Source organism: Bacillus sp. SIMBA_005 (assembly GCF_046535585.1).
In the GTDB taxonomy this organism is placed as follows: domain Bacteria; phylum Bacillota; class Bacilli; order Bacillales; family Bacillaceae; genus Bacillus; species Bacillus pumilus.
Genome location: NZ_JAWRWI010000009.1, coordinates 57,714 through 81,909, shown reverse-complemented (window position 1 = coordinate 81,909; position 24,196 = coordinate 57,714). Strand labels below are relative to the sequence as shown.

At 41.6% G+C, this 24,196-nt stretch carries 22 protein-coding genes; 12 read left to right on the top strand and 10 right to left on the bottom strand.

What is annotated here, in order from left to right; all coding sequences use genetic code 11:
* Positions 1-39 precede the first annotated feature (39 nt).
* Positions 40-1,548 carry a BclA C-terminal domain-containing protein gene (locus tag SB660_RS15630; RefSeq protein ID WP_410583223.1) on the top strand — a complete coding sequence of 503 codons (1,509 nt, stop codon included), beginning with the start codon at positions 40-42 and terminating at the stop codon, positions 1,546-1,548.
* A gap of 180 nt (positions 1,549-1,728) precedes the next feature.
* Here the strand turns inward: SB660_RS15630 and rpsD are convergent, their stop codons facing one another.
* Positions 1,729-2,331: a 30S ribosomal protein S4 gene (gene rpsD, locus SB660_RS15625; RefSeq protein WP_058015054.1), complete on the bottom strand. Its 603-nt coding sequence runs from the start codon at positions 2,329-2,331 to the stop codon at positions 1,729-1,731.
* A gap of 298 nt (positions 2,332-2,629) precedes the next feature.
* Positions 2,630-3,127, bottom strand: coding sequence for a GAF domain-containing protein (locus SB660_RS15620; RefSeq protein WP_268466382.1), 498 nt, complete (start codon positions 3,125-3,127; stop codon positions 2,630-2,632).
* Positions 3,128-3,253: 126 nt separating this feature from the next.
* On the opposite strand from SB660_RS15620, the gene refZ reads away from it, so the two are divergent.
* The gene (gene refZ, locus SB660_RS15615; RefSeq protein ID WP_061409122.1) at positions 3,254-3,919 is read left to right on the top strand and encodes a forespore capture DNA-binding protein RefZ; all 666 of its coding nucleotides are present in this window, start codon (positions 3,254-3,256) and stop codon (positions 3,917-3,919) included.
* Here refZ and hisJ read toward each other — a convergent pair.
* A complete protein-coding gene (gene hisJ, locus SB660_RS15610; RefSeq protein ID WP_061409119.1) occupies positions 3,889-4,704 on the bottom strand; it encodes a histidinol-phosphatase HisJ in 816 nt (271 codons plus the stop codon). The two genes, refZ and hisJ, sit on opposite strands and share 31 nt — an antisense overlap.
* Before the next feature lie 340 nt (positions 4,705-5,044).
* Here hisJ and ezrA point away from each other — a divergent pair, with 340 nt between their 5' ends.
* Positions 5,045-6,748 (top strand): septation ring formation regulator EzrA, encoded by a 1,704-nt coding sequence (gene ezrA, locus SB660_RS15605; RefSeq protein ID WP_410583220.1) that lies wholly within the window; start codon positions 5,045-5,047, stop codon positions 6,746-6,748.
* A gap of 40 nt (positions 6,749-6,788) precedes the next feature.
* Here ezrA and brnQ (SB660_RS15600) read toward each other — a convergent pair whose 3' ends face one another.
* Both brnQ (SB660_RS15600) and brnQ (SB660_RS15595) read right to left on the bottom strand, forming a co-directional pair.
* Complete coding sequence (brnQ, locus tag SB660_RS15600; protein WP_410583218.1) at positions 6,789-8,132, bottom strand: branched-chain amino acid transport system II carrier protein; 1,344 nt, start codon at positions 8,130-8,132, stop codon at positions 6,789-6,791.
* Positions 8,133-8,346: 214 nt separating this feature from the next.
* Positions 8,347-9,690: a branched-chain amino acid transport system II carrier protein gene (gene brnQ / locus SB660_RS15595; RefSeq protein ID WP_061409113.1), complete on the bottom strand. Its 1,344-nt coding sequence runs from the start codon at positions 9,688-9,690 to the stop codon at positions 8,347-8,349.
* 200 nt (positions 9,691-9,890) lie between these two features.
* Here brnQ (SB660_RS15595) and SB660_RS15590 point away from each other — a divergent pair, with 200 nt between their 5' ends.
* The 5 genes from SB660_RS15590 (at position 9,891) to SB660_RS15570 (ending at position 15,096) form a co-directional block, all read left to right on the top strand.
* On the top strand, positions 9,891-11,033 hold the full coding sequence (locus SB660_RS15590) for a cysteine desulfurase family protein (protein WP_339163475.1): 1,143 nt from the start codon (positions 9,891-9,893) through the stop codon (positions 11,031-11,033).
* 4 nt (positions 11,034-11,037) lie between these two features.
* Positions 11,038-12,243 (top strand): tRNA uracil 4-sulfurtransferase ThiI, encoded by a 1,206-nt coding sequence (gene thiI / locus SB660_RS15585; protein ID WP_339163472.1) that lies wholly within the window; start codon positions 11,038-11,040, stop codon positions 12,241-12,243.
* A gap of 89 nt (positions 12,244-12,332) precedes the next feature.
* Positions 12,333-12,545: an alpha/beta-type small acid-soluble spore protein gene (locus tag SB660_RS15580; RefSeq protein ID WP_024424829.1), complete on the top strand. Its 213-nt coding sequence runs from the start codon at positions 12,333-12,335 to the stop codon at positions 12,543-12,545.
* A 225-nt stretch (positions 12,546-12,770) separates the two neighbouring features.
* Positions 12,771-14,351, top strand: a complete 1,581-nt coding sequence (gene mbcS, locus SB660_RS15575) for an acyl-CoA synthetase MbcS (protein WP_061409103.1) — start codon at positions 12,771-12,773, stop codon at positions 14,349-14,351.
* A gap of 130 nt (positions 14,352-14,481) precedes the next feature.
* Complete coding sequence (locus SB660_RS15570) at positions 14,482-15,096, top strand: LysE/ArgO family amino acid transporter (RefSeq protein WP_410583216.1); 615 nt, start codon at positions 14,482-14,484, stop codon at positions 15,094-15,096.
* A gap of 84 nt (positions 15,097-15,180) precedes the next feature.
* On the opposite strand, the gene SB660_RS15565 is transcribed toward SB660_RS15570, so the two are convergent.
* On the bottom strand, positions 15,181-15,627 hold the full coding sequence (locus SB660_RS15565; protein WP_268496744.1) for a MarR family winged helix-turn-helix transcriptional regulator: 447 nt from the start codon (positions 15,625-15,627) through the stop codon (positions 15,181-15,183).
* 117 nt (positions 15,628-15,744) lie between these two features.
* Here SB660_RS15565 and SB660_RS15560 point away from each other — a divergent pair, with 117 nt between their 5' ends.
* Together SB660_RS15560 and SB660_RS15555 are read left to right on the top strand one after the other, a co-directional pair.
* Entirely contained in the window at positions 15,745-16,332 is a 588-nt protein-coding gene (locus tag SB660_RS15560; RefSeq protein ID WP_410583214.1) for an NAD(P)H-dependent oxidoreductase, read from the top strand.
* Between the two features lie 104 nt (positions 16,333-16,436).
* Positions 16,437-17,789: an amidohydrolase family protein gene (locus tag SB660_RS15555; protein WP_410583212.1), complete on the top strand. Its 1,353-nt coding sequence runs from the start codon at positions 16,437-16,439 to the stop codon at positions 17,787-17,789.
* A 39-nt stretch (positions 17,790-17,828) separates the two neighbouring features.
* Here the strand turns inward: SB660_RS15555 and SB660_RS15550 are convergent, their stop codons facing one another.
* Positions 17,829-19,766 carry an FtsX-like permease family protein gene (locus tag SB660_RS15550; protein WP_410583210.1) on the bottom strand — a complete coding sequence of 646 codons (1,938 nt, stop codon included), beginning with the start codon at positions 19,764-19,766 and terminating at the stop codon, positions 17,829-17,831.
* Positions 19,756-20,517, bottom strand: coding sequence for an ABC transporter ATP-binding protein (locus tag SB660_RS15545; protein WP_012010889.1), 762 nt, complete (start codon positions 20,515-20,517; stop codon positions 19,756-19,758). The genes SB660_RS15550 and SB660_RS15545 overlap by 11 nt, the downstream gene beginning before the upstream one ends.
* Positions 20,518-20,838: 321 nt before the next feature.
* Here SB660_RS15545 and SB660_RS15540 point away from each other — a divergent pair, with 321 nt between their 5' ends.
* Together SB660_RS15540 and SB660_RS15535 are read left to right on the top strand one after the other, a co-directional pair.
* Positions 20,839-21,183 carry a PadR family transcriptional regulator gene (locus tag SB660_RS15540; RefSeq protein ID WP_058015067.1) on the top strand — a complete coding sequence of 115 codons (345 nt, stop codon included), beginning with the start codon at positions 20,839-20,841 and terminating at the stop codon, positions 21,181-21,183.
* On the top strand, positions 21,174-22,421 hold the full coding sequence (locus tag SB660_RS15535) for an FtsW/RodA/SpoVE family cell cycle protein (protein ID WP_410583208.1): 1,248 nt from the start codon (positions 21,174-21,176) through the stop codon (positions 22,419-22,421). Before SB660_RS15540 ends, SB660_RS15535 begins: the two co-directional genes overlap by 10 nt.
* A 70-nt stretch (positions 22,422-22,491) precedes the next feature.
* On the opposite strand, the gene SB660_RS15530 is transcribed toward SB660_RS15535, so the two are convergent.
* Positions 22,492-23,496: a sensor histidine kinase gene (locus SB660_RS15530; RefSeq protein WP_410583206.1), complete on the bottom strand. Its 1,005-nt coding sequence runs from the start codon at positions 23,494-23,496 to the stop codon at positions 22,492-22,494.
* Positions 23,496-24,185, bottom strand: coding sequence for a response regulator transcription factor (locus tag SB660_RS15525; RefSeq protein ID WP_148660152.1), 690 nt, complete (start codon positions 24,183-24,185; stop codon positions 23,496-23,498). Before SB660_RS15525 ends, SB660_RS15530 begins: the two co-directional genes overlap by 1 nt.
* Positions 24,186-24,196 lie beyond the last annotated feature (11 nt).

Below are 24,196 nucleotides of genomic sequence, written 5' to 3'. Positions count from 1 at the left end.
ATGTAACATAAGAATAATGATAAAGGAGATGAACAACTGATGGGTTGTGATAAGTATAAAAAATGCCCTTGTTGTAAACAGAAACTATCAAAATCAAACTGCTGCATCATTTGTGAAACAAAAGTAATTGTAGGACGACGAGGATTACGAGGACTACGAGGACTACGAGGGATTCGAGGAGCCACCGGAGCCACTGGTCCAACAGGAGCCACAGGAGATACCGGAGCGATCGGTCCAACAGGAGCCACGGGAGATACCGGAGCGATCGGTCCAACGGGTGCCACAGGAGATATCGGAGCCACGGGAGCAACGGGTGCCACGGGAGATACCGGAGCCACGGGAGCAACGGGTGCCACGGGAGATACCGGAGCGATTGGTCCAACAGGAGCCACTGGAGATACCGGAGCCACCGGAGCCACGGGTGCCACAGGAGATATCGGAGCGATTGGTCCAACAGGAGCCACGGGAGCAACGGGTGCCACGGGAGCCACGGGAGATACCGGAGTCACTGGTCCAACAGGAGCCATGGGAGGTACCGGAGCCACCGGAGCCACGGGTGCCACAGGAGATATCGGAGCGATTGGTCCAACAGGAGCCACGGGAGATACCGGAGCCACTGGAGTCACTGGAGCCACGGGAGATACCGGAGCCACCGGAGCCACAGGAGCCACGGGAGATACCGGAGCCACCGGAGCAACGGGTGCCACGGGAGATACCGGAGCGATCGGTCCAACGGGTGCCACAGGAGATATCGGAGCCACGGGAGCAACGGGTGCCACGGGAGATACCGGAGCCACGGGAGCAACGGGTGCCACGGGAGATACCGGAGCCACCGGAGCAACGGGTGCCACGGGAGATACCGGAGCCACTGGAGTCACTGGAGCAACGGGTGCCACGGGAGATACCGGAGCCACCGGAGCAACGGGTGCCACGGGAGATACCGGAGCCACTGGAGTCACTGGAGCAACGGGAGCCACGGGAGATACCGGAGCAATTGGTCCAACAGGAGCCACGGGAGATACCGGAGCCACCGGAGCAACGGGTGCCACAGGAGATACCGGAGCCACTGGAGTCACTGGAGCCACTGGAGCCACCGGAGCCACAGGAGATACCGGAGCAACAGGAGTCACAGGTGCAGGGCTAGCTGAATTTGCATATGTATACAATCTAAGTGCTGAAACAGTAGCTTTAGAGGCCCCAGTGATTTTTGACTCAACTGGAATTACTACTGCTGGTATTACCCATGCCCCTGGAACTTCTCAAATTATAGTCACCAACCCAGGAAACTACGAGGTTACTTTTTCAGTTTCTGGTGTAGAACCAAATCAATTCACTCTATTTGTAAATGGAGCTCCTGTGACGAACACAGTTTATGGTTCAGGAGCTGGTACTCAACAGAACAACGGTCAGGCCATCCTCGCTCTAGCAGCAGGTGACACGCTTACTCTTGTAAACCATACTTCCACAGCAGCAGTTACTCTTCAAACTTTAGCAGGAGGGACCCAAACAAACGTGAACGCTTCTATTATTATTAAAAAGTTAGACTAACTTAAATGTGTAGAGATGCTTTTAGAAGCTTTGCCTGGTGCTCATCTTGTGCATAGTCTGTTTTCTATCTATGTTTTAAATTCATTTGTTCATAGGAGAAAGCAAACAAAAAACCCTAGAAATCCTTGAATAATCAAGGGATCTAGGGTTTTTTTGATCTCTCTTTGGAGAGTCATGAAATTAACGAGAGTAGAACTCAACGATTAGTTGTTCGCTGATTTCAGGCGCTAATTCAGAACGCTCTGGAAGACGAGTGAAAGTTCCTTCAAGCTTTTCAGCATCGAAAGTAAGGTATTCAGGAACGAAGCTGTTCACTTCAACTGATTCTTTCACAACTGCAAGGTTTTGAGATTTCTCACGAAGAGCAATCGTTTGACCTGGTTTCACAGAGAAAGATGGGATGTCTACACGGCTTCCATCAACAAGGATGTGACCATGGTTGACTAACTGACGAGCTTGGCGGCGAGTACGAGCAAGGCCAAGACGGTATACTAGGTTGTCAAGGCGAGTTTCAAGAAGAATCATGAAGTTTTCACCTTGTTTACCAGGAATTTTAGCAGCTTTGTCAAATAGTGTACGGAATTGACGTTCGTTGACACCGTACATGTGACGAAGCTTTTGCTTCTCTTGTAATTGTAAACCGTATTCAGATAGTTTTTTGCGTTGTCCTGGACCATGTGGGCCTGGAGCGTAAGGGCGTTTTTCAAGTTCCTTACCTGTTCCGCTTAATGAAATGCCTAAACGGCGGGAAATCTTCCAACTTGGACCTGTATAGCGAGCCATAATGTGACTCCTCCTTATTTGTTTTTATTTGTGAAAAATAAAAACCGTCTGTTCTTTGTCTTTTCCGTCATTATGTTTTCATGCATCCTCGCTCCAGCAGCAGGGAGTTACAAGATGCACCTTCATATAGAAGGAACAAAATGATACAAAAAAGCCGAACAAAAAGGCTGCCATATTTCACACAAACTCTATTATAGGACGCTGGATAGGAGAAGTCAACCTATTTAGAAGCAATGGCGGTGCCTTGCGTCTGCGAAGAAAAATAAAAAAGCAGACAATATGTCTGCTTTTTGTAAGATTACGCATTTGTAGAGGCGGATAACGCATTCTGGAGTACCTCGGTAAATTGAATTAAGTAGGTTTCATCTACTTCACTGAAACGGTCTTTCACAGGGCTGTCAATGTCGAGTACTCCAATGATCTCTCCATTTACCTTGAGCGGAACGACAATTTCAGATTGTGATGCTGCATCACATGCGATATGTCCAGGGAATGCGTGAACATCAGCGATACGCTGGACTTCACCTTTTGCAAACGCAGTACCGCAAACACCTTTTCCAGATGGGATACGCACACATGCAGGCAGTCCGTTAAACGGTCCGAGCACAAGCTCGCCGCCTTTAGCTAAATAAAACCCTGCCCAATTAACCTCTGGGAGTGAATGATACAATAGCGCCGCAGCATTTGCCAGGTTGGCAATTAGATCAGGCTCACCATCTGTAATGGCTTCGACCTGTTTAACGAGCAATTGATAGTCTTTTGATGGATCGCCAGACTGTTTTTCGACATGAAACATGAAAATCTCCTACTTTCTATCTCAAAAATACATAACTTGCGTCTCGCATGTGGGATTTGTCGAGCAATTGTAAAAGGAACTTCCACCTTCATCTTGAAGTATGTACACATGAAGAGGGGTGAGCGGATGAAAACATCAACAACCATGCAAACAAAAGACCGTATTATTGAAGCTGCCATCAGACTTTTTAACCAAAAAGGATTTTCTGGAACCTCTGTCCGTGAGATTGCGAAGGAAGCAAACGTCAACGTTGCCCACATTTCTTATTACTTTCAAGGAAAAGGAGGGCTGCTTGAGCAGCTCGTATCCGATTTTTATGAAGGCTATATTCACATGATTGAATCACATATCCATCACATGGAAACTCGTCATGCAAAAGAATGTTTACTACATGTGGTTTTTGATATTTTATCTTATCAGCACGAGCACCGTCAATTAACCCGTTTCGTTTATCGAGAGGTAACGATTGATTCGACGCTCATTAGAGAAATTATGTCGACCTATTTAACGAAAGAAAAATATTTGTTTCAGCTCATCATTGAAAAAGGAAAAAACACCCATGTGATTTGTGAGCAGCTCTCCATCTCATCTTTTATGATTCAGCTGAAATCACTACTCATGATGCCCTATTTACAGACGCAATATTTAATGGAGGTGCTTTATCTAAATCCAAATGAGCCTTATTTCTATCAAACGTATTTTAAGGAACTGAGCCGCTCTCTTCATCATTTACTAGAACCAAAAAAGCCGGCATTAGATTCTCATTTAAAACTCATGATGTCTTCGAATTGATCATAAGCATATCCGAGATCTTCCGCTTGATGGGCATCAGACCCAAATATGAGCGGGATTTTTTTCTGTTTTGCAAGATCAATCATCCATTGATCTAAATAGATACTTCTGGCATATGTTTTACGAAGACCTGATGTATTAAAATCTAAGGACATGCCTTTTTTTGCCGTTTCTTCAAGACAAAGGGTGACCTTTTGACAAAGTGCAGGTGTCATCTCAAATGGGAAAAGCTGTTTGAATTTCTGCACAAGGGTGATATGACCGATTCTATTTGGCTTATAACGACCTAAAGATGATAGAATAGAAGAATGAATTTGGTCATAGTAGCTCTGATAGACCTGTTCGATGGTGCCATAGAGGCTTATTAGCTGCTGGAAGGCATTCTCGTCAAAATCAAGGCAAATATAATCATCGCCAGCAGGAAGAAAGTGAACAGATAAAATGCTATCGTCTAGTTCTGGACCATAGCAGTCTAAAAAGGCACTTGTTTCCTCTTCATACTCTTTGATATAGTCAACCTCAAGCCCAGTTTTTACTATTAATTGGCCTGTGTATTCCAGTTTCAGCTGATCCAATTTCGTTATATACGATTCAAGTTCTTGGAGCTTCATGGCACTATCCTGCTCTGGTGTTGGATCATGGAACGATGGAGGCAGAGGGGCATGCTCGGTAAAGGTTATGGAATCAAATCCCTTTTTGATGGCTTTTTCAATATAAGAATGAAATGAATCAAGCGAGCCGTGCGGGCAAAACGGTGTATGTAGATGTGCATCTTGCTTCAGCATGTCGTCACCTCTTGTCGATATTTTGAAAAACGTCATGTTTATCAGCGAAAATAATGAAAAATCATGACCAAAAATGCTGGTTACATGGTATCATAATAACAATGAAAACGACAGCTTCCGCATACATAAAAGCAGGTCACATGGATACGTGTGATCAAATGATAGAAAGCGCTCAAATACTTTCTTGAAAAACATACATAAAACCGTGAATGGATGGTATTGGAAAACATACGATCCTGTTTATAAAAAGACAAATGCAAAGCGGACACGAAAGGGTTCTCAGGTCTACTCGGGACACTTTTACCCTGACATCACTTAGATCACAACAAGGGGGCTCATTATGGAGTTTATCATCGGTTTAATTGTCATTTTGCTTGCTTTGTTTTCAGTCGGTTATTTCCTCAGAAAAAATATATATAAAGAGATTGACCGATTGGAAGCATGGAAAATTGAAATTTTAAACAGATCAATTGTAGAAGAAATTTCAAAAATCAAACACTTAAAAATGACCGGAGAAACAGAGCAATTTTTTGAAAGATGGCGTGCAGAGTGGGACGATATCGTGACAGCCCATCTTCCAAAGGTAGAGGAGCTATTATATGACGCAGAAGAGTATTCTGATAAATATCGATTCTCCAAAGCCAAGCAGGTTCTAACGCATATTGAGGACTTGCTGAGTGCTGCTGATTCGAACATTGAAGACATTTTAAAAGAAATTGCAGACCTTGTCACAAGCGAGGAGCAAAATCGCAAGGAAATTGAAAAGGTCAAGGAGCAATATCAAACGGTTCGAAAAAATCTGCTTGCGTACAGCCATTTATATGGCACCCTTTATGACAAAATGGAGCAGGACTTAGATGAGGCCTGGGAAGGGATCAAGCAGTACGAGGAAGAAACAGAAAACGGAAACTACATGAAAGCAAGAAAAATTTTGCTTGAGCAAGACCGCAGACTCGACCAGCTTCAACTATATATCAATGATGTACCAAAGCTTATTGCAGACTGCAAACAAACCGTACCAGGTCAGCTGACGAAGCTGAAAGACGGATATCAGGAAATGTCGGAAAAAGGTTACAAGCTGGAGCACATCCAGATCACGAAAGAGCTGGAGACTTTAAACAAACAGCTTGCGAGAGCGGAAAAATTGCTCATTGATGAACTCAATTTAGAAGAGGCATCAAGCATTTTGCAAATGATCGATGATGCGATTGAGACGCTTTATGATCAGCTGGAGGCAGAAGTAGAGGCAGGTCAGGAAATCAAAAGCAGAATGCCTGAGCTCACAGAAGCATTCGAAAAGCTCGAGCAAGATCACACACAAACAAAGGCAGAAACGGCTCTTGTGAAAGAAAGCTACAAGCTGACAGCAGGAGAACTCGATCAACAGAAAGCATTCGAAAAACGTATAGAAGAAATTGAAAAGCTGATGAAACAAATCCGCGAGAAGCTTGATCGTGATCACGTGGCATATTCATTATTAATGGATGAAATCAATCAGCTGGAGACCTTCATCGAAGATGCAAAAGCATTGCATGACACATTTAAAGGTCATCTTCAATCATTAAGAAAAGAAGAATTACAAGCGAGAGAAACACTGGCTGAGCTTAAAACGATGCTGACAGATACAGTACGCCAGCTGCATAAAAGTAATATTCCAGGTGTACCTGCTGAGATGAAAGAGAGCGCTGAAAAAGCACAGGAGATGATTCATCAAGTGCACGAGCAGCTAGAAAACCTGCCACTCAACATGCCGGCAGTAAATCAGCAATTAAAAGATGCCTCTGACACAGTCAAAAATGTTGTGGATGAGACAGAAGAAATGCTCAGTAAAGTGGATCAAATTGAACGAATCATTCAATACGGCAATCGTTTTAGAAGTCAAAACCATATTCTTTCAGAACAATTAAAAGAGGCAGAACGAAGATTTTACGCCTATGATTACAACGGATCATTTGATATAGCAGCAGCGGCTGTTGAAAAAGCATCACCAGGCGCTGTACAAAAGCTGTTAGCTCAGCAAGAAAAAGAGTATCAGCATCAATAAAAAAGCTGAAGTCCATTTACAGGACTTCAGCTTTTTTCTGTTAAGATGCTTGTTTCTCCCGCTTTTGGGAAGCAGAAGAAGTGAAATGAGAAAGAATGAACCCAATGACCACTCCGAAAATAGCAGGAACAACCCATCCAATACCAAGATCATATAAAGGTAATATCGTTTGAAAGAGATCCTCCACTGGTCCAATCGGGAGTTTCGCTGCTACTAAGCCGTCAAACAAACTGACGCAGCCTGTTAAAATCAAAGTAAGGACATATACAGGTCTTCTTTGACCAATCCATTTATCTGCTAGCGACAAAACAATGATGACAATCGCTAGCGGGTATATGGCAGTTAAAACTGGTACAGAGAAAGCGATAATATGAGCAAGTCCAAAATTTGAAATAATAAAACTGAATAATGTCACGAGTGTAACGACCATTTTATAAGAAAGTTTAGGTAATAAATTCGAGAAATACTCTCCGCATGATGTAACGAGACCGATACTTGTCGTTAAACAAGCAACCGTAATCGCAGCACCCAACACAATATTTCCTAAACTGCCAAATAAAAATTGAGAAGACTGAGCCAAGATTTTACTGCCATCTCCAACAAAACCAATGGCGTGTGTACTTGAAGCGCCTAAATAAGCAAGAGATAGATAAACAAATGTTAATCCGCAAGCTGCAATCAGACCCGCTTTGATACAAGCAGAAGTCAGTGCCTTTTTACTTGTCACACCGCGTCCTTTAATGGCGTTGATGACAACAACCCCAAACACAATAGAAGCAAGAGCATCCATGGTTTTATAGCCCTCTAAAAATCCTTTGAAAAATGACCCATTGCTATAGGATACATCAGGTGTGCCAATGACGCCCATCGGCGTTAAAATGGCTTTGACAATAATGATAAAAATAATCGTAAATTTAATTGGTGTTAATACTTTCCCTACACGATCCACAATCTTCGTTGGATTTAGAGCAAGATAATACGTAATACCAAAAAAGACAAGTGTGAATAAAAGAAGTGAGAGCCAAGCTGGTACACCTGCTAAAAAGGGTAATGCACCAATTTCATATGAAACCGTTCCTGTCCGAGGAATAGCGAAAAGTGGCCCAATAGATAAATATAAAATGACGGTAAACGCTGTTCCAAAAGCTGGGTGAGCTTTATCAGCTAATCCTTTCGCATCTCGACCTGTCAGAGCGATTGCAATAATCCCTAGAAGAGGTAAACCGACACCTGTTAATAAAAATCCGCCCATTGCTTTCCACACATTTTGCCCAGCATATTGCCCAAGCTCTGGTGGATAAATCATATTACCGGCGCCGAAGAATAGAGCAAACAGCATAAAACCTATGATAACCGTATCTTTCGTCGACAAAGTTGCCTTCATTGCATTTAAAGCCTCCATTATTATGTTGAAATATTCTGTTAATTAGTTGCTAGGTAACCGTTCATCATTAACAATCACTAATTATAAAGGATGTACGCCTGATGTCAACATGTGTTTACGTACAAAAGTCATGAATTTTTCTATTTTAGTATATGAAGAACAATAAAAAAACATCCCCTTCTTCTTTGGAAGGGGATGTTTTAGCTTGCGATGATTATGAGACAAGCTGCTTTGGCGGGCTGGTAAACATCGAAATAAGTAAACCAACCACAGCACCGATAACAGCTGGTATGATCCAGCCAATGCCTAAATCGTAAAACGGAACAATTGATTTCAAGATGCCAGGCAAGCCGCCTAGATTAACTTCGGCAGCTAATAATCCATCAATGATGGCGAAGAAACCAGTAAAGATAAGAGATACGATATAAATGAGTCTTCTTCCGTTAATCCAGCGATCAAGGAATGACAATAAAATAATGACAATGGCTAGTGGATAGATCGTTACAAGAACTGGAACAGATAGAGAGATAATTTGTGCCAGTCCAAGGTTTGCAACCAGTGTACTAAATAAAGATACGATCAGAACGACTGTGCGATAAGACAGGCTAGGGAAGAGCTTTGAAAAATATTCTCCACAAGATGAAATAAGTCCAACACTAGTCGTTAAACAAGCGAATAAAATGGCTGCGCCAAGAACAATGTTACCAGCAGAACCGAATAAAAAGTTTGCAGAAAGTGAAAGCAGTTTGCCGCCATCATTTGCTCCAACCATTCCCGTCGCATCGGGACTTGAAGCACCCACATAAGCAAGTGAAATGTATACGAGTGCCAGCCCAACAGCTGCCACGAGTCCTGCTTTAATACAAGCTGCTGCAAGAGATTTACGCTCTGTGATGCCTCTGTCCTTAACAGCTGTCACCACGACGATTCCAAATACGATAGAAGCAAGAGCATCCATTGTTTTATAGCCTTCTAAAAATCCAGTAAAGAGCGGGTTTGCTTTATAGGTTGCATCAGGAGCACCGATCATTCCCATTGGCGTAGCAATGGCTTTAATGACAATAATAGCAATTACAGTTAATAAGATCGGTGTCAAAATTTTACCAATTCGATCAACCAGCTTTGAAGGATTTAAAGCAAGCAAGTATGAAATAGTGAAAAATACTACAGTAAAGATGAATAGTGGTACCCATGAAGTGGATTGGGCACCTGAAAGAAATGGAGCTAATCCTATCTCATACGAAACCGTACCAGTTCGTGGAATAGCGAAAAATGGCCCGATAGATAAATACAAAATAACGGTAAAGATGGTCCCGAATTTTGGGTGTGCTTTATCTGCAAGGCCTTTTGCACCGGTACCTGTAAGGGCGACTGCAATCACTCCAAGAAGCGGAAGACCTACTCCTGTGAGTAAAAATCCACCGATGGCAAGCCATACATTCTCACCCGCATATTGTCCAAGAACAGGTGGGAAAATCATATTTCCTGCGCCAAAGAATAATGCAAAAAGCATTAGGCCAATGGCTAGCGTCTCCTTTATACTTAAACTATTTTTCAAAATAGTTCCTCCTTAATCAGTGTAGTGTGCCAAATTAAAATATTCTGACAATTAAAATGTTTATGTGCCAATGGCACTATGGATGATATAGTGAAAATGAAAAGTTGTCAACTGCCATTTTCAGAAAATTCTATGTCTGACTTCATTATGGTAACATATAAATGCATTTATTTTTTAAGTTTTTTGTAAGGAGTTACAATATGATCTATCTTGATAATAGTGCAACAACCAAGCCTTACCCAGAGGTTTTACAAGTATATCAGCAAGTGAGTGAACGTTTTTTTGGTAATCCGTCATCGCTTCATCAGCTAGGAATTGATGCAAGCCGGCTGCTAAATGAAACGAGAAAACAAATGCTTCACTATACAGGCTTGAAACAATATGAGATTATCTTTACTTCTGGTGCAACAGAAGCGAACAACATTGCCATTAAAGGAGCAGCTCTCGCCAAAATGAACCGGGGGAAACATATTGTGACAACAGCCGTTGAACATCCCTCTGTCATCGAATCGTTTGAACAGCTGAAGGCTTTATTTGGTTTTGATATCTCCTATATTCAAGTAAATGAGCATGGTCATGCAGATATGAATCATTTAAAAGAAGTGCTTCGCCCTGATACAGTTCTTGTCAGTATGATGCACGTTAATAACGAAACGGGTGCCATCCAGCCGATTGTAGAAGCTGCTGGCATGATTCGTGAGCATGCTGAAAATGCCCTTTTTCATGTCGATGGGGTGCAGGGGATGTGCAGAGTAGCACTTGATAAACAACTGGATGTGGATCTTTTGACGATATCTGGTCATAAAATTCATGGCTTAAAAGGCACAGGAGCGCTCTTTTTAAAAAAAGGTGTAGTGCTTGCCCCTTTTATCACAGGAGGAGAGCAGGAATTAGGCCTGCGTTCAGGTACTGAAAACCCTGCTGGTGCTGTCAGCCTAGCAAAAGCCATGAAACAATCATTCGAGCTGCTGAAAAAACATCATGATGAAATGCTCAACATAAAAATGCAGCTGCTAAAGCAGCTTGGAGAAATAGAAGGTATTGTCATCAACACACCGCTGACGCAAAGTGCGCCGCATATTGTGAATTTTTCAGTGCCAGGTATTCAGATCGAGGTCCTTCTCCATATGCTTGAAAAAGAAGGGATATATGTTTCGACAACCTCTGCCTGCTCAGCTAAGAAAAAGGAGCCAAGCCAAGTTCTCCTAGCGATGGGGAAACCGGAAGAAGTGGCAAAAAGCAGTATGAGAATCAGCTTGACGTATGGACAAGGACCAGAGCTAGCACCGCAAATCATCACATCGATCGCACAAAGTGTGAAAAAATTAAAAGGAATGAGATAACAACATGAAATATGATCATATTTTAGTCCGTTTTGGTGAAATTTCAACAAAAGGGAAAAATAGAAAGAAATTTATTGAAAAACTAAGGCAGCATATCCGGTTTGTATTGAAAGACTTTGCAGCATTAAAGTATGCATCTGATAGAGACCGCATTACGATTATGCTGAACGGAGAAGACCCTGAACCGATTTCAGAACAGCTTAAAGGTGTATTTGGCATTCAAAGCTTTAGTCTTGCGGTGAAATGTGAGACAAATCTCGATGCCATCAAAGAAGCGGCACTCACAGCTGTACAGGAAGTATATGAACAAGGAAATACATTTAAGGTCTCAACGAAACGCTCTTATAAACAATTTGAACTTGATTCAAATGAAATGAACCGCGAAATTGGCGGACATGTGCTGAGGAATACAGAAAACTTAACGGTCAATGTCAAACAGCCGGATGTGCATTTGCGTATTGAAATAAGGGAACATGCGACATATATTACATTCAAAGATGTCAAAGGTGCAGGCGGACTGCCGGTTGGTTCAAGTGGAAGAGCGATGCTCATGCTTTCAGGCGGCTTTGACAGCCCAGTTGCCGGCTATCAAGCGATGAAACGCGGGATTCAAATTGAGGCTGTCCATTTCTTTAGTCCCCCATATACAAGTGAACGTGCCAAGCAAAAGGTCATTGACCTGACAGAATGCTTAGCTGCATATGGAGGCGAAGTGAAGCTTCACATTGTCCCTTTTACAAAAATTCAAGAGCTGATCCACAAACAAGTACCTGAAAACTATACGATGACATCAACAAGGAGAATGATGCTGAAAATTGCAGATAAAATAAGAGAGAAGCGTGATGCTCTTGCGATTATTACGGGTGAAAGCCTTGGACAAGTCGCAAGTCAAACACTTGAAAGCATGTATGCCATTAACCATGTAACCAATACACCAATCATTCGCCCGCTCATTGCGGTTGATAAGAATGACATTATTGATGAAGCGAGACGAATTGGCACATACGAGACAAGCATTCAGCCTTTCGAGGACTGCTGCACAATCTTTACGCCGCCATCTCCTAAAACAAAACCAAAGCTTGAGAAAGTAGAACGATACGAAAGCTTTGCTGATTTCGAGCCAATGCTCGATGAGGCAGTGGAGCAAATCGAAACGATCATCGTCACAAAAGAGAAGAAAGCGGCAGACGAATTCGCTGATTTATTCTAAAATAAAAATTTCATAATAATTACCATAAAAACAATCGCATGAAGTCATGTGTTTCTACACATTCTATATTCACAAGGAGGTGAGAACACATGGCTCAACAAAACAGACAAAGCAGTTCTAACCAATTACTAGTACCAGGCGCTGCACAAGCAATCGACCAAATGAAGTACGAAATCGCTTCTGAATTCGGAGTAAACCTTGGTGCAGAAACAACTTCTCGTGCTAACGGATCAGTTGGTGGAGAAATCACTAAGCGTCTTGTATCTTACGCTCAACAACATATGGGTGGCGGATCTTTCTAAGACACACAATTAAAAAGCTATGGCTTAGGAGCGGGATCATTCCCGCTCTTTTCTATTTGTACATAAAAATAGTTTGAATATTTACAAAAAAGAAGACGGAATGAAAAAATTATGGCATAATACTAGGAGTAGGTCCTAATCCAAGCATTTTTCAGTTATGAGTGTTAGAATAGGTAAATTGAAACATGTTTCGTTTCATAGAAAGAGGCTAAAAGGAGCTGTACCATGAAAAGAGAAGACTTAATTGCACCAGAACAATATAACTTAGTCAGTGAGATTGAAGCGTTCAGTCATGACAAGGAGAAAAAGGCCCTGCACTGGCAGGATGGAAATGGCTACGAAGCACATGTGACGTATGCATCTTTAGTGGAAGAAGCAAATAAAATTGGTCATGTATTATTAAATGCAGGCTTTAAAAAAGGCGATAAAATCATTGTGATGGTGCCGCGCATGCTAGAAGCATATAGCATTTATTTAGCGATCTTGAAAACAGGAATGGTCGTCATTCCTTGTTCAGAAATGCTGCGTGCAAAAGACTTAGATTACCGAATTGAACATGCAGAAGCAAAGGGAGCGATCGTTTACTCTTCATTCATTCAATCGTTCGACGGAACCAACCAGCCAAACGATTTTAAAACATTCTCAATCGGTGAAAACGATCATGGGTGGACAAACATTCTTGCGCAAAAGGAAGAGCAATCAAGCGAGCTGCAAATGGCTCCGACAACACGTACAGATATGGCGTTCTTATCCTATACATCTGGTACAACAGGCAACCCAAAAGGGGTTGTTCATACACATGGCTGGGCATATGCACATTTACGCACTGCTGCCAAAGCATGGCTCTCCATTAATGAAGGGGATAAAGTATGGGCGACAGCAGGACCAGGCTGGCAAAAATGGGTATGGAGCCCTCTCTTATCTGTGTTAGGAAGCGGGGCAGAAGGCTTTGTATACGGAGGGAAGTTCAATCCAAATACGTACTTAGAGCTGCTTCAAAAAAATGAAATCAATGTCCTATGCTGTACGCCGACAGAATACCGATTTATGGCGAAAGTAGATGACTTAAGTCAGTACGAGCTTCCAAAGCTACATAGTGCCGTGTCTGCGGGAGAGCCGCTCAACCGTGAAGTCATTGATACATTCAAAAAGCATTTCGATATAGAAGTACGAGACGGCTATGGCCAAACAGAAAGCACACTGCTCGTAGGGGTGCTAAAAGGAATGGACATCAAGCCTGGCAGTATGGGGAAACCCACACCTGGCAACGAAGTCGAGATCATTGATGAGGACGGCAGCGTGTGCGCTCCTGGAGAAGTTGGTGACATTGCGGTCCATCTCGAAACGCCGGCTTTATTTAAGGAATACTACAAAGATGAAGAGCGTACAAAGACGCAGCGCCGCGGGAATTACTTTATTACCGGTGACCGTGCGAAAAAGGATGAAGATGGGTACTTTTGGTTTGAAAGCCGCAGAGATGATATCATCGTCAGCTCAGGCTATACCATTGGGCCGTTTGAAGTAGAAGATGCACTGATTAAACACCCAGCAGTTAAAGAATGTGCGGTTGTGGCGAGTCCAGATGAAATCAGAGGATCCATCGTGAAGGCATATGTTGTCCTGCGTGATGAATCAGCGCAAAGTGATGAGCTGATCAAAGAGCTGCAAACTCATGTGAAAAACACAACAGCACCTTACAAATACCCAAGAGAAATTGAATTCATTGACGAACTGCCAAAAACACCGTCAGCGAAAATCCGTCGTGTCGAGCTGAGAGAAAGAGAGCTTGCACGAAAAGGATCATGATGAATAAACGAAAAGCGTTTGGATGAAAGCATCCAGCGCTTTTTTTATGGAAAAACAAATCTGCTGGAAGCGATCATGATGTTTTATGTTAAAATGTGTAGGAATTGCTGGAAAAGGAGAATGTTAGAAGATGTTCATTGCCATCATTCATGGAATTGTGCTTGCCTTTGGCCTCATTTTACCATTAGGCGCACAAAATGTATTTGTGTTTCAGCAAGGAGCCCTTCAGCCGCGATTATATCAGGCTTTACCTGTCGTGATTACTGCTGCTCTTTGTGACACACTTTTAATTGCGTTAGCTGTCATTGGGGTTTCTGTTGTGGTGTTCACCATTCCTATGCTACAAATGTGTCTTTATCTCATTGGATTTTGTTTTTTAGTTTATATGGGATGGTCCGTATGGAACACAAGCTCATCAACAGATGCTAAAGAGAAGCAGGAATTCATGCCTGCGAGAAAACAAATTCTCTTTGCCTGTTCAGTTTCACTTTTAAATCCCCACGCCATTCTTGATACCATTGGCGTGATTGGCACAAATTCGCTTCAATATAGCGGGGCAGAAAAATGGGCATTTACACTCGCTTGTAACATCGTGTCCTGGTTATGGTTTATTGGGCTCGCTCTTTTAGGGAAGATGCTAGGGAAGTTAGATACAAACGGCAAGTGGATGAACCGTATCAATAAAGCTTCAGCGGTCATGATCTGGCTTGTCGCGTTATACATTGCGTATCAATTGATTGTATAAAGGTACATAGAGAAAATAGAGAGGAGCGTTTGGGCAGATGAGAGGCCTGCGCTTTTTTGTATTTTCTTTGCATGAGCGATACGCTCATGCTTTTTTAGGTTCTTTTTTGAAAATCGTTTGATTTAAAAGGCGGAGAGCTTGTACGATATCATCCATTTGTTCTATATCGGAGGAAGATAGGCTGTCTAATAGCACCCCTTCGATATGTTGGAAGGCTTCATTCATACAAGTACGGCCTTTGTCAGATAGCTTAATGACGTGTTTTCGTTTGTCATCACGGTCTTCTTCTTTATCAATGAATTGTTTCTCGTGTAGTTTTTTCAGTTCTCTGCTGACATTCGGAAGAGACATGTGCTGACAGTCGGCAATTTCACTTGGCGTAAGCGGCTCGCTGACAGCTAGCTGCTCTAGTATCAAGTATTGTAAGGTCGTTAAGTTAGCTGGTTTGACTTTGTACATTAGGTCATGTTTTAGTTCTGAAAAAGTAGAAGCAAATGCTACGAATTCCTTGAAGAAATGGGGATGTTTCATGTTTATCACCTCCTACGTAACATACCAAAATTATTATCAAAAAACAATTATCATTTGACAACTATCCAACAGGGGTATATCATTTAGTTATCAAATGATAATAAAAGGAGCTCATACATGAATGTACTCATTATTTATACTCACCCCCATCACAATAGTTTAAATGGTGCTTTCTTAAAAGAAATCATGAAAGGCAGTGAAGAAAATCCACTAGTTCATGAAGTGAAAATCATCGATTTATACAAAGAAGAATTTGACCCTGTGCTGATTTTTAATAAAGAGAAAAAAAGGCGTGACATGCATAAGGACCCTGACATTCGGGTGCATCAGGAGAAGATCAAATGGGCGGACAAAATCGTGTTCGTATATCCTATTTGGTGGGGAAGACCGCCAGCCATGCTGCTTGGCTTTATTGACCGCATGTTTGCTGCGAATTTTGCTTATCGTCAAACAGGCGGGCTGCTTCCAGAAGGACTGTTAAAAGGAAAAAGTGCTGTTTGTGTATCGACGATGCAAGGGCCAACCAACTACCCTCTCTTCTTTTTGCAAAATGCACACAAGGTGTTAATGAAACGAGCCCTCTTACAATATGTCGGAATCAAACCTGTGAAGTTCTTTGAGTTCGGCATGATGGAAAGCCCAAAAGGAAAACATGACGTCAAATTAAAACGAATCTATAACTATTTCAGAAAAATCAGCTCATAAAACAGTTAGTGAAGTCACCTTTCTTCTAATTGGATCCTTTTATGTTTTAAAATGACAGTGAGGGTGGGAGAACTCTTCCTCGTCATTTGAAAAGGGGGATATGGATGAAGAAAACATTGTTTAAAGATGCGGCGCTTTTAACACTTGATCCAACTTTAGGTTTTTTAGAAAAAGGAGATTTATTAATTGAAGGGACACACATTTTAGAGGTTGGACCTTTCATTGAAGCAAATGATGCTGACATTGTCGATGCGTCCGATATGGTGATCATGCCAGGGCTTGTGGATACACATCGTCATGTGTGGCAGTCAGTCATTCGAGGCATAGGCACAGATTGGTCTTTGCAGACATATTTGAGCAAAATCTATTACGGAAACTATGGTGCGATGAGACGCCCATCCGATGATCGAATCGCGAATTATTTAGGGGCATTAGAGGCATTAGATGCAGGAGTGACCACATGTTTAGACTGGACGATGATCAATTCAATGGATCATACAGAAGAGCTCATCGGAGGATTAAAGGATGCGGGCATTCGAGCTGTTTTTGCTTTCGGTTCCTCTGGAGATGCTGAGTATTGGGATAGGGAGAGCACGCTCACCAATATGGAGGACGCAGCACGCGTGAAAAAAACGCATTTTCAATCGTCAGATCAGCTTTTGACAATGGGGCTTGCGATTCGTGGACCAGAGTTTTCTTCATGGGAAACTTCAGTATTTGAAATTAAGACAGCCCGGTCTCTAGATGCTCTATGCAGTATGCATATTGGCTTTGGGAACTGGGGAGCGGAGGATCGTTCGATTGAGCGGCTTCACAAAGCAGGGTTACTTGGACCTGACCTCAACATGGTGCATATCAATGCAATCGATGCAGATCAAATGAAGATGCTGGCAGACAGCGGAAGCTCCATATCCATTACACCTGAAATTGAAATGATGATGGGTCACGGTTATCCTGTGACAGGACTTGCGATTGAACAAGGTGTTCTTCCAACGCTCGGTGTAGACGTGGTTACAGCGACAGGCGGAGATTTGTTTGCTCAAATGAAATTCGGACTTCAGGCAGAGCGCGCGCTCCAAAATCAAGCATTGCTGATGGAGGGAATCATGCCGGGGCCTGAACTTGGAATTTCTGCTCAACAAATGCTTGAGGCTGCGACGATCAATGGGGCTCGTGCATTACAGCTTGATCATAAAATTGGCTCGCTCACACCTGGAAAAGAAGCTGATTTCATCCTAATCGACCGGACAAGCATGAATCTTCTGCCGATGACAGATCCGGCTGGAGCGGTTGTACAAACGGCACACCCTTCAAATGTTGATTCTGTTTATGTGGCTGGAAAAGCAGTGAAACGAAACGGAAAACTTGTCGGTGTGAACCTAGAAGAGGTCAAACGGAAAGCTTATGCGGCAAGAGATCATATTCTATCGCACAAGTTTGAATCAACTCCATCATAAACAAACAATCCCCATAGGCAGCTGCCTATGGGGATTAGATTACAAGGATTCTTTAATGACCTTTTTATAATATTGGACAGACAGGAATCCAAAGATAGAATATAAAACCGTATAAATCGACATGACGATGAGCATTGGAGTCCACAATTCACCGCCGAATAAAAACCAGCCTGACTGTACAGCAAAGTAGCTGTGCAGCAATCCAATGATGAGCGGAATCCCAAAGTTAAACAGTTGTTTGAGTCGGATGCCTTTTAATAGGTCTTTCTCTGTAAAGCCAAGCTTACGTAAGATCGTGTAAGAGCTTTGTTCTTCTTCACTTTCATTCATCTGTTTGAAGTATAAAATACAGCCTGATGTGACAAGGAAGCTTAGACCTAGAAATCCAACCACAAACATCATCAGTCCTATTGTTTGCTTTTGCTGCTGAGCTGAAGCTAATTGAGACATGCTGTTGTCACCTAGTTTTAAAGAGGTAAACACATCATTCGATTGTTCAAGGTTTTGATCATCTTTTATATTGACCGCATTATATTGGTTATTCTCAAGTTGCAGCTTAGGATCTTTCTGCTGGTCAAGCTGCTCAAAGACACTTTGACTGACGACGGCAACAGGCAGACCACCAGAAGTGAATTTGTAAGAGATGAGGTAATCTTTCTTCATATCAATGACCTTTAAATCAAGGGGTTTCTTGATAAGTAGTTTCACATCACCTGAGCTTTGAATCGGCATGAATTTCTTCAATAAATCACTGTAGCCGCTTAAGATGATTTCGTTGCCTTCCACATGAATATTCGGTGCGTTTTTCTCACTGATCACAGGCAGTGTTAAGACGCCTGGATCATTATTCATATTTTTTATCTCTGAATCCATGATCTTCTTTGCGTCAAACTTCGCTTGAATGACCTTGAACTGCTTTTTTTCATACGCAATATGTTTGTCAGAAAGTGCACGAGTGAAGGTATCGGCTTCTTTCTCTGAGCCCATGACGAAATGGGATGGAATCTGTTGTTCAGCGGTTTTTTCTGCTGAGTAATAGGAAATGTAGCTTAAAGATAACAACCCGATGGCAAGTGCAGATACCGTTGTAATAATCGTTAAAAGCAGTGCATTTGATTTTAACCGGAACATAATAGATGAAAGAGACAGAACTTCATGAATAGCGAGATAGCCATTTTTTCTTTTACGTACGATATTGGCAATGAATGAAACAGAGCCTTTATAGAAAAGAAAGGTACCAATAATGACAGAGGCTAGAATATAGATCATGGCTAACAATAACTCAAGCATGGACGTATATGAGCCGCTAAAAAGCTGAGAAGAAATATAATAGCCTGAGCTGATCAAGACAATACCTAGAACCCCAATGATAATTTCAAACACAGAGATTTTTTTCACACGCTGCTCTGTAGAAGACGTAGTTCTAAACAAAGATAAAATGGTCTGTCTGTTAATAAACCATCGATTTCTTAACATGATTAATCCATAGATGATGAAAAAGACGATCAGTGTCTGCAAAAGGGCCATGCCTGAAAAGTGCAGGTTGGCGATGGCGCTGACGCCGGATACTTTAAATAGCACCATCAGCATGAGTTTTGAACCGATAAATCCAGCTATGATGCCAACAGCCATGGAGAATACGTATAGAATAAAATTTTCTGCATTAAGCAGTTTGGCAATTTTTTGTTTCGTCATGCCAATGAGCTGAAGGAGGCCTATTTCTCTCCCTCTGCGTTTAATAAAAATGCTGTTCGCATATAACAGGAAGATCCCAACAATGGCGATGAGCAGTACCGAAGCGGCTTTGATCGATGCACCGCCCTTAATGGACCCTTTTACATCATCAAGTGCTGGTGAATACTGCAAGGTGACAAAAGAAAAGTAGAGCGCCACACTAAACACGAGAGCAAACACATATAAATAGTAATTTTTTAAATTTTTCTTCAAGTTACGGAGGATGAGCTGATTAATGTTCATGCTTCACACCGCCTAAAACACCTTGCGTTTTCATAATATCTTCGAAAAACATCTTTCTCTCTAAAGCACCTTTATTCAGCTGAGTATAGATTTGGCCGTCCTTGATAAAAATGACGCGTCTTGAATAGCTTGCTGCCACAGGATCATGTGTCACCATGACAATGGTCGCTTTTCGTTTTCGATTGAAATCTTGCAGCTTATTGAGTAAATCAGATGCAGATTTTGAATCAAGCGCTCCGGTAGGTTCATCCGCGAAAATAAGACTCGGCTCATGAATGAAGGCACGAACCGCTGATGTCCGCTGCTTTTGTCCGCCAGAGAGTTCGTTTGGATATTTGTCTCTTAGTTCATAGATGCCCATGTCCTCAGCAAGCTGTTGAAAACGTTCAAAAGCTTCTTTTTTCGGCGTTTTGGAGATGGATAATGGCAAGAGGATGTTCTCTTTGACCGTGAGTGTATCAAGTAAGTTATAATCCTGAAAAACAAAGCCAAGCTGCTTTTTTCTAAATTCTGCGAGCTGCTGATCCTTCATTTGTGTCATCTCAGCATCTGCGATACGAATGGATCCGCTGGACACATGATCAATAGAGGACAATACGTTCAGAAGGGTTGTTTTCCCCGAGCCTGATGGCCCCATAATGCTGACGAATTCTCCAGCTTCAATGGTCAAATCAATGCCACTCAGCACCTCTTGTTTGTTGAATTTATTTCCGTAGCTTTTATATATTTTGCGAGCTTCTAAAATGTTCATTTGTCGATCCCCTTTTCTATTTAATTGATACCTCTAGTATAAAAAGAAGCCCGCCGCACTTCCTTCGATTTGGCGAACAAAACAGGCGAGCATGTGACATTGTTGTCACATGCTTGTTTTTTAAAACAGTTCACATGTTTTGTTTAAGTTTGTTTCTGATTCTCACACATTCATTTTATCTGTTTTTCATTGTAATGTATCAATCTTCTTGGATTTTTCTTGGTATTAAGACGTTTAGGAGTTTACATGGTCATTTTAATCATGTATGATATGCATATTAAATATATGCATAGTAAATCTATGTATTGGGAGTGACCAGAAATGAAAGTAAGTAAAGAGCTTTTAAAGGGAAGTACTGCTACCCTAATATTAAGCTTGTTAAGTGAAAAGCCAATGTATGGATATGAAATGATCAAAGCATTGGAGGAGAAGTCGGAAGGTATTTTCAGCTTTAAAGAAGGAACAATCTATCCTATTTTGCACAACTTAGAGGGGAAAGAATTCATTATCTCTTACTGGGGCGAAGGGAATGGCAACCGGAAAAGAAAATATTACAAAATAAATGAACAAGGAAAAGCATTTATGAAGGAAAAGAAAGAAGAATGGGATGTTTTCAAAAATGCAGTGGATGGCGTGTTGAATGGAGAGAAAATCGCATGGGATTAGAGAAAAAGTTTGAAAAGTATATGAAGAATGTATGTAAACGAGTCAAAAATAAAGATGTCCATTCGGAAATCAAGCTTGAACTTATGGATCATTTATATACACTAAAAGAGGAAGCGATGAATGCTGGGATGTCTGAAGAAGAGGCGGTGGATCAAGCGCTAGAACAAATTGGGGAAGCGGCCATTCTTGGAGCGCAACTTCATGAAACACATAAAACTCAAATGGATTTTAAAATGATTTTTCTTGTGTTAGCCGCCTGTTCTTTTGGGCTGCTTGTCATGTACTTTTTGCAGTTTCATTCAGGGTTTACAAATCTTCAAGATATGAATATTTTTTATAAAAGTCTCACCTATTATTTAGTTGGACTAGTGCTTATGTTTGTTTTATTTTCCTTCGATTACCGGCGCTTATTGTCATACTCTTGGCATTTATACATAGGAACGCTTGGAATGGTGCTTCTGACGATGATTTTTGGCATAAGAGTAAACGGTGTTCTGTTTTTAAGATTAAGCGATATCTCAATCAATTTGACAGAGGTCGTACCATTTCTTGTGACTGTATCTTTAGCAGGTATTTTTCATTCATGGAATTGGGAGAATGGTTTTAAAGCTTGGCTTGGAGTAGGATTGATGGCTTTACCAGTTATGTTAATCAGTACAATCGGTTTTCTTCCTGCAACTGTCATCTGTTTTGTCATGTGCCTAACGATGATGTATGTGTCTAGTGCACGTTTAAGACAAATCATTCCGCTGGCAGCAGCAGGTGGTTTATATCTAATGTTTGAATTATTTTTTCATTTACAAGCAGGTAGGCACCTTTACACAGTCCATGAATTTAGCCCAAACGGACTTCATGTCATTCCTTCTGCAATGTCGGAGGTTCACACTGATTGGATGTTTACATATGTCATTTTTTCATTTGGCTGGCTAGCAGGAGCCGTTGTACTCATGTTGTTTGTCATTTTTATTTACCGACTCTTTCATACAACAAAACGCGTAAAAATGGCTTATGGAAAAATGCTGATGACAGGTTTTGCAGCTGTGTTTGCAGCAAAATTAATTTTAAGCATTGCTAATAATTTCGGCTTGCTGCTTTTTTCTGGATTGGCCATGCCTTTCATGAGCTATGGCGGTTCTCATATTCTGTTAGAATTGATGGCTGTTGGGATGATTTTAAGTATTTATAGACGTAGAAAGATGGGAGATGTTGTGCGTCAAGAGGCAGAGAGCATTTTTTAAATAAAAGAATGAAATCTCTTCGCACTTGCTTGGGAACCAAATGCGAAGAGATTTTGATTGGTCTATTTTGTCACATGCTCGCAATATGCACAAAATCATTCTTTTTCGGAAAGATGAAGGTGAAGGTTGTGCCTTGATCTATCGTGGAGTTGACCTCGATTTTGATATGAAGAGCGTCTGCTCCTTTTTTCGTTAAATAAAGCCCCATTCCTGTTGAGGCGGTGTCATTGTGATGTCTCGTTGAGGTAAAGCCTTTTTCAAAAATACGAGACAGGTCTCTTGGATCTATTCCTCTGCCTTGATCTGTAATCGTCAGCATCACTTGGTCATTGATTTGCTTACTTTCAATGGCAATATCAGACGAATGACTGTATTTGACTGCATTTGTGAGCACCTGTCTGATCATAAAGGATAACCATTTTGCATCACTTAATACGTGACGTTCTTCAAGCGTGAGTTCAAACCCGATCCTTTTTTGCATGCACCATGATTGGAGCGCTTTGATTTCCTTTGATAGGATGCTTTGTAGGTCCAGCTGTTCAATAAATAAATCATTTTCGATATGACGTATTCTGCTTCGGTGCAGCTGGGCATCGAGTAATAAATGAATTCTGAGCCATTCGTACGTCATATTCGATTTGAGCGGCTGCTCTGTTAAGCGGTCAATCATTAAGTGCATCGCTGTGAGAGGTGTTTTCACTTCATGTATCCATGAGAGCAATTCATCCTTCTCTTCTTCAAGAGCGATTTGCTGTTCTGCCGCCATTTTCCGGTAGCGGGCAATTTGCTCAGACGTCGCATCATGTACAAGCTGCTCAAATGGGGAAGATGGAGTAAGCCGCATTTGATGATCAATATGATCATCCCATTGTTTCAGACGCTCATAATACGCCGTTTCTTTACGGTATCGGAAAAAGAGAAAGACGATCATGAAAAACGTAGATAATAAAACAATATAAAAAAGAGACGCCATTGGAATGGTCGTATCCAAAAAAGCAACAAACAGAATGAGGAGCTGCAAACTAAGAAAGAACAGAATCCAGCTTCTTCGTTCTTTTAAAAATGCTTGCAGCATCATTGATCATCCTTTTCTTTTGCAAGATAACCTTGGCCTACTTTTGTCTCAATGTAGGTTCCAAGGGAGATCTCATCTAGTTTTTTTCTAAGACGATTGACGTTCACAGTAAGTGTATTGTCACTGACAAACCGTTCATCCTCCCACAATGCTTGAATGAGTGATTCCCGGCTGACAATATGATTTTTATGCTGAATCAATTCCTTGAGAATAAACAGTTCATTTTTTGTTAATTCCACTTCACCGTGATCATTGGTCACGGTGTTTTTTTCTAGATCAATCGTAGCGCCGCACCATACCTTTAAGCTGGCCGGTTCTGCATTATAATCATGCACTCTGCGAAGAACGGCACTGACTTTGGCAATGAGCACGTCAAAGTGAAAGGGCTTTTGTACAAAATCATCGGCACCGAGCTGCATTGACATGACCATATCAGCAGGATGGTCACGAGAGGAGAGGAAGATGATCGGTACATTTGAATGATGCCTAATCATCCGGCACCAGTGAAAACCATCGTATTTTGGAAGCTGTATATCGATAATGACGAGATCAGGCTGAACAGAAGTGAATTCCTGCATCACCTGTTGAAAATCGTGAATCCCATATACATCATAGGACCAGTTCACTAGACGTTCTTTGATTTCTTGGAAGAGGGTTGTATCGTCCTCAATCAGTAAAATTTTAAACAAAACCAGCACCA

Excerpts from the sequence above, each read along its gene's own strand:
- SB660_RS15630 (WP_410583223.1), top strand. The coding sequence starts at position 40 with ATGGGTTGTGATAAGTATAAAAAATGCCCTTGTTGTAAACAGAAACTA.
- rpsD (WP_058015054.1), bottom strand. The coding sequence starts at position 2,331 with ATGGCTCGCTATACAGGTCCAAGTTGGAAGATTTCCCGCCGTTTAGGC.
- SB660_RS15620 (WP_268466382.1), bottom strand. The coding sequence starts at position 3,127 with ATGTTTCATGTCGAAAAACAGTCTGGCGATCCATCAAAAGACTATCAA.
- refZ (WP_061409122.1), top strand. The coding sequence starts at position 3,254 with ATGAAAACATCAACAACCATGCAAACAAAAGACCGTATTATTGAAGCT.
- hisJ (WP_061409119.1), bottom strand. The coding sequence starts at position 4,704 with ATGCTGAAGCAAGATGCACATCTACATACACCGTTTTGCCCGCACGGC.
- ezrA (WP_410583220.1), top strand. The coding sequence starts at position 5,045 with ATGGAGTTTATCATCGGTTTAATTGTCATTTTGCTTGCTTTGTTTTCA.
- brnQ (WP_410583218.1), bottom strand. The coding sequence starts at position 8,132 with ATGAAGGCAACTTTGTCGACGAAAGATACGGTTATCATAGGTTTTATG.
- SB660_RS15590 (WP_339163475.1), top strand. The coding sequence starts at position 9,891 with ATGATCTATCTTGATAATAGTGCAACAACCAAGCCTTACCCAGAGGTT.
- thiI (WP_339163472.1), top strand. The coding sequence starts at position 11,038 with ATGAAATATGATCATATTTTAGTCCGTTTTGGTGAAATTTCAACAAAA.
- SB660_RS15580 (WP_024424829.1), top strand. The coding sequence starts at position 12,333 with ATGGCTCAACAAAACAGACAAAGCAGTTCTAACCAATTACTAGTACCA.
- mbcS (WP_061409103.1), top strand. The coding sequence starts at position 12,771 with ATGAAAAGAGAAGACTTAATTGCACCAGAACAATATAACTTAGTCAGT.
- SB660_RS15570 (WP_410583216.1), top strand. The coding sequence starts at position 14,482 with ATGTTCATTGCCATCATTCATGGAATTGTGCTTGCCTTTGGCCTCATT.
- SB660_RS15565 (WP_268496744.1), bottom strand. The coding sequence starts at position 15,627 with ATGAAACATCCCCATTTCTTCAAGGAATTCGTAGCATTTGCTTCTACT.
- SB660_RS15560 (WP_410583214.1), top strand. The coding sequence starts at position 15,745 with ATGAATGTACTCATTATTTATACTCACCCCCATCACAATAGTTTAAAT.
- SB660_RS15555 (WP_410583212.1), top strand. The coding sequence starts at position 16,437 with ATGAAGAAAACATTGTTTAAAGATGCGGCGCTTTTAACACTTGATCCA.
- SB660_RS15550 (WP_410583210.1), bottom strand. The coding sequence starts at position 19,766 with ATGAACATTAATCAGCTCATCCTCCGTAACTTGAAGAAAAATTTAAAA.
- SB660_RS15545 (WP_012010889.1), bottom strand. The coding sequence starts at position 20,517 with ATGAACATTTTAGAAGCTCGCAAAATATATAAAAGCTACGGAAATAAA.
- SB660_RS15540 (WP_058015067.1), top strand. The coding sequence starts at position 20,839 with ATGAAAGTAAGTAAAGAGCTTTTAAAGGGAAGTACTGCTACCCTAATA.
- SB660_RS15535 (WP_410583208.1), top strand. The coding sequence starts at position 21,174 with ATGGGATTAGAGAAAAAGTTTGAAAAGTATATGAAGAATGTATGTAAA.
- SB660_RS15530 (WP_410583206.1), bottom strand. The coding sequence starts at position 23,496 with ATGCTGCAAGCATTTTTAAAAGAACGAAGAAGCTGGATTCTGTTCTTT.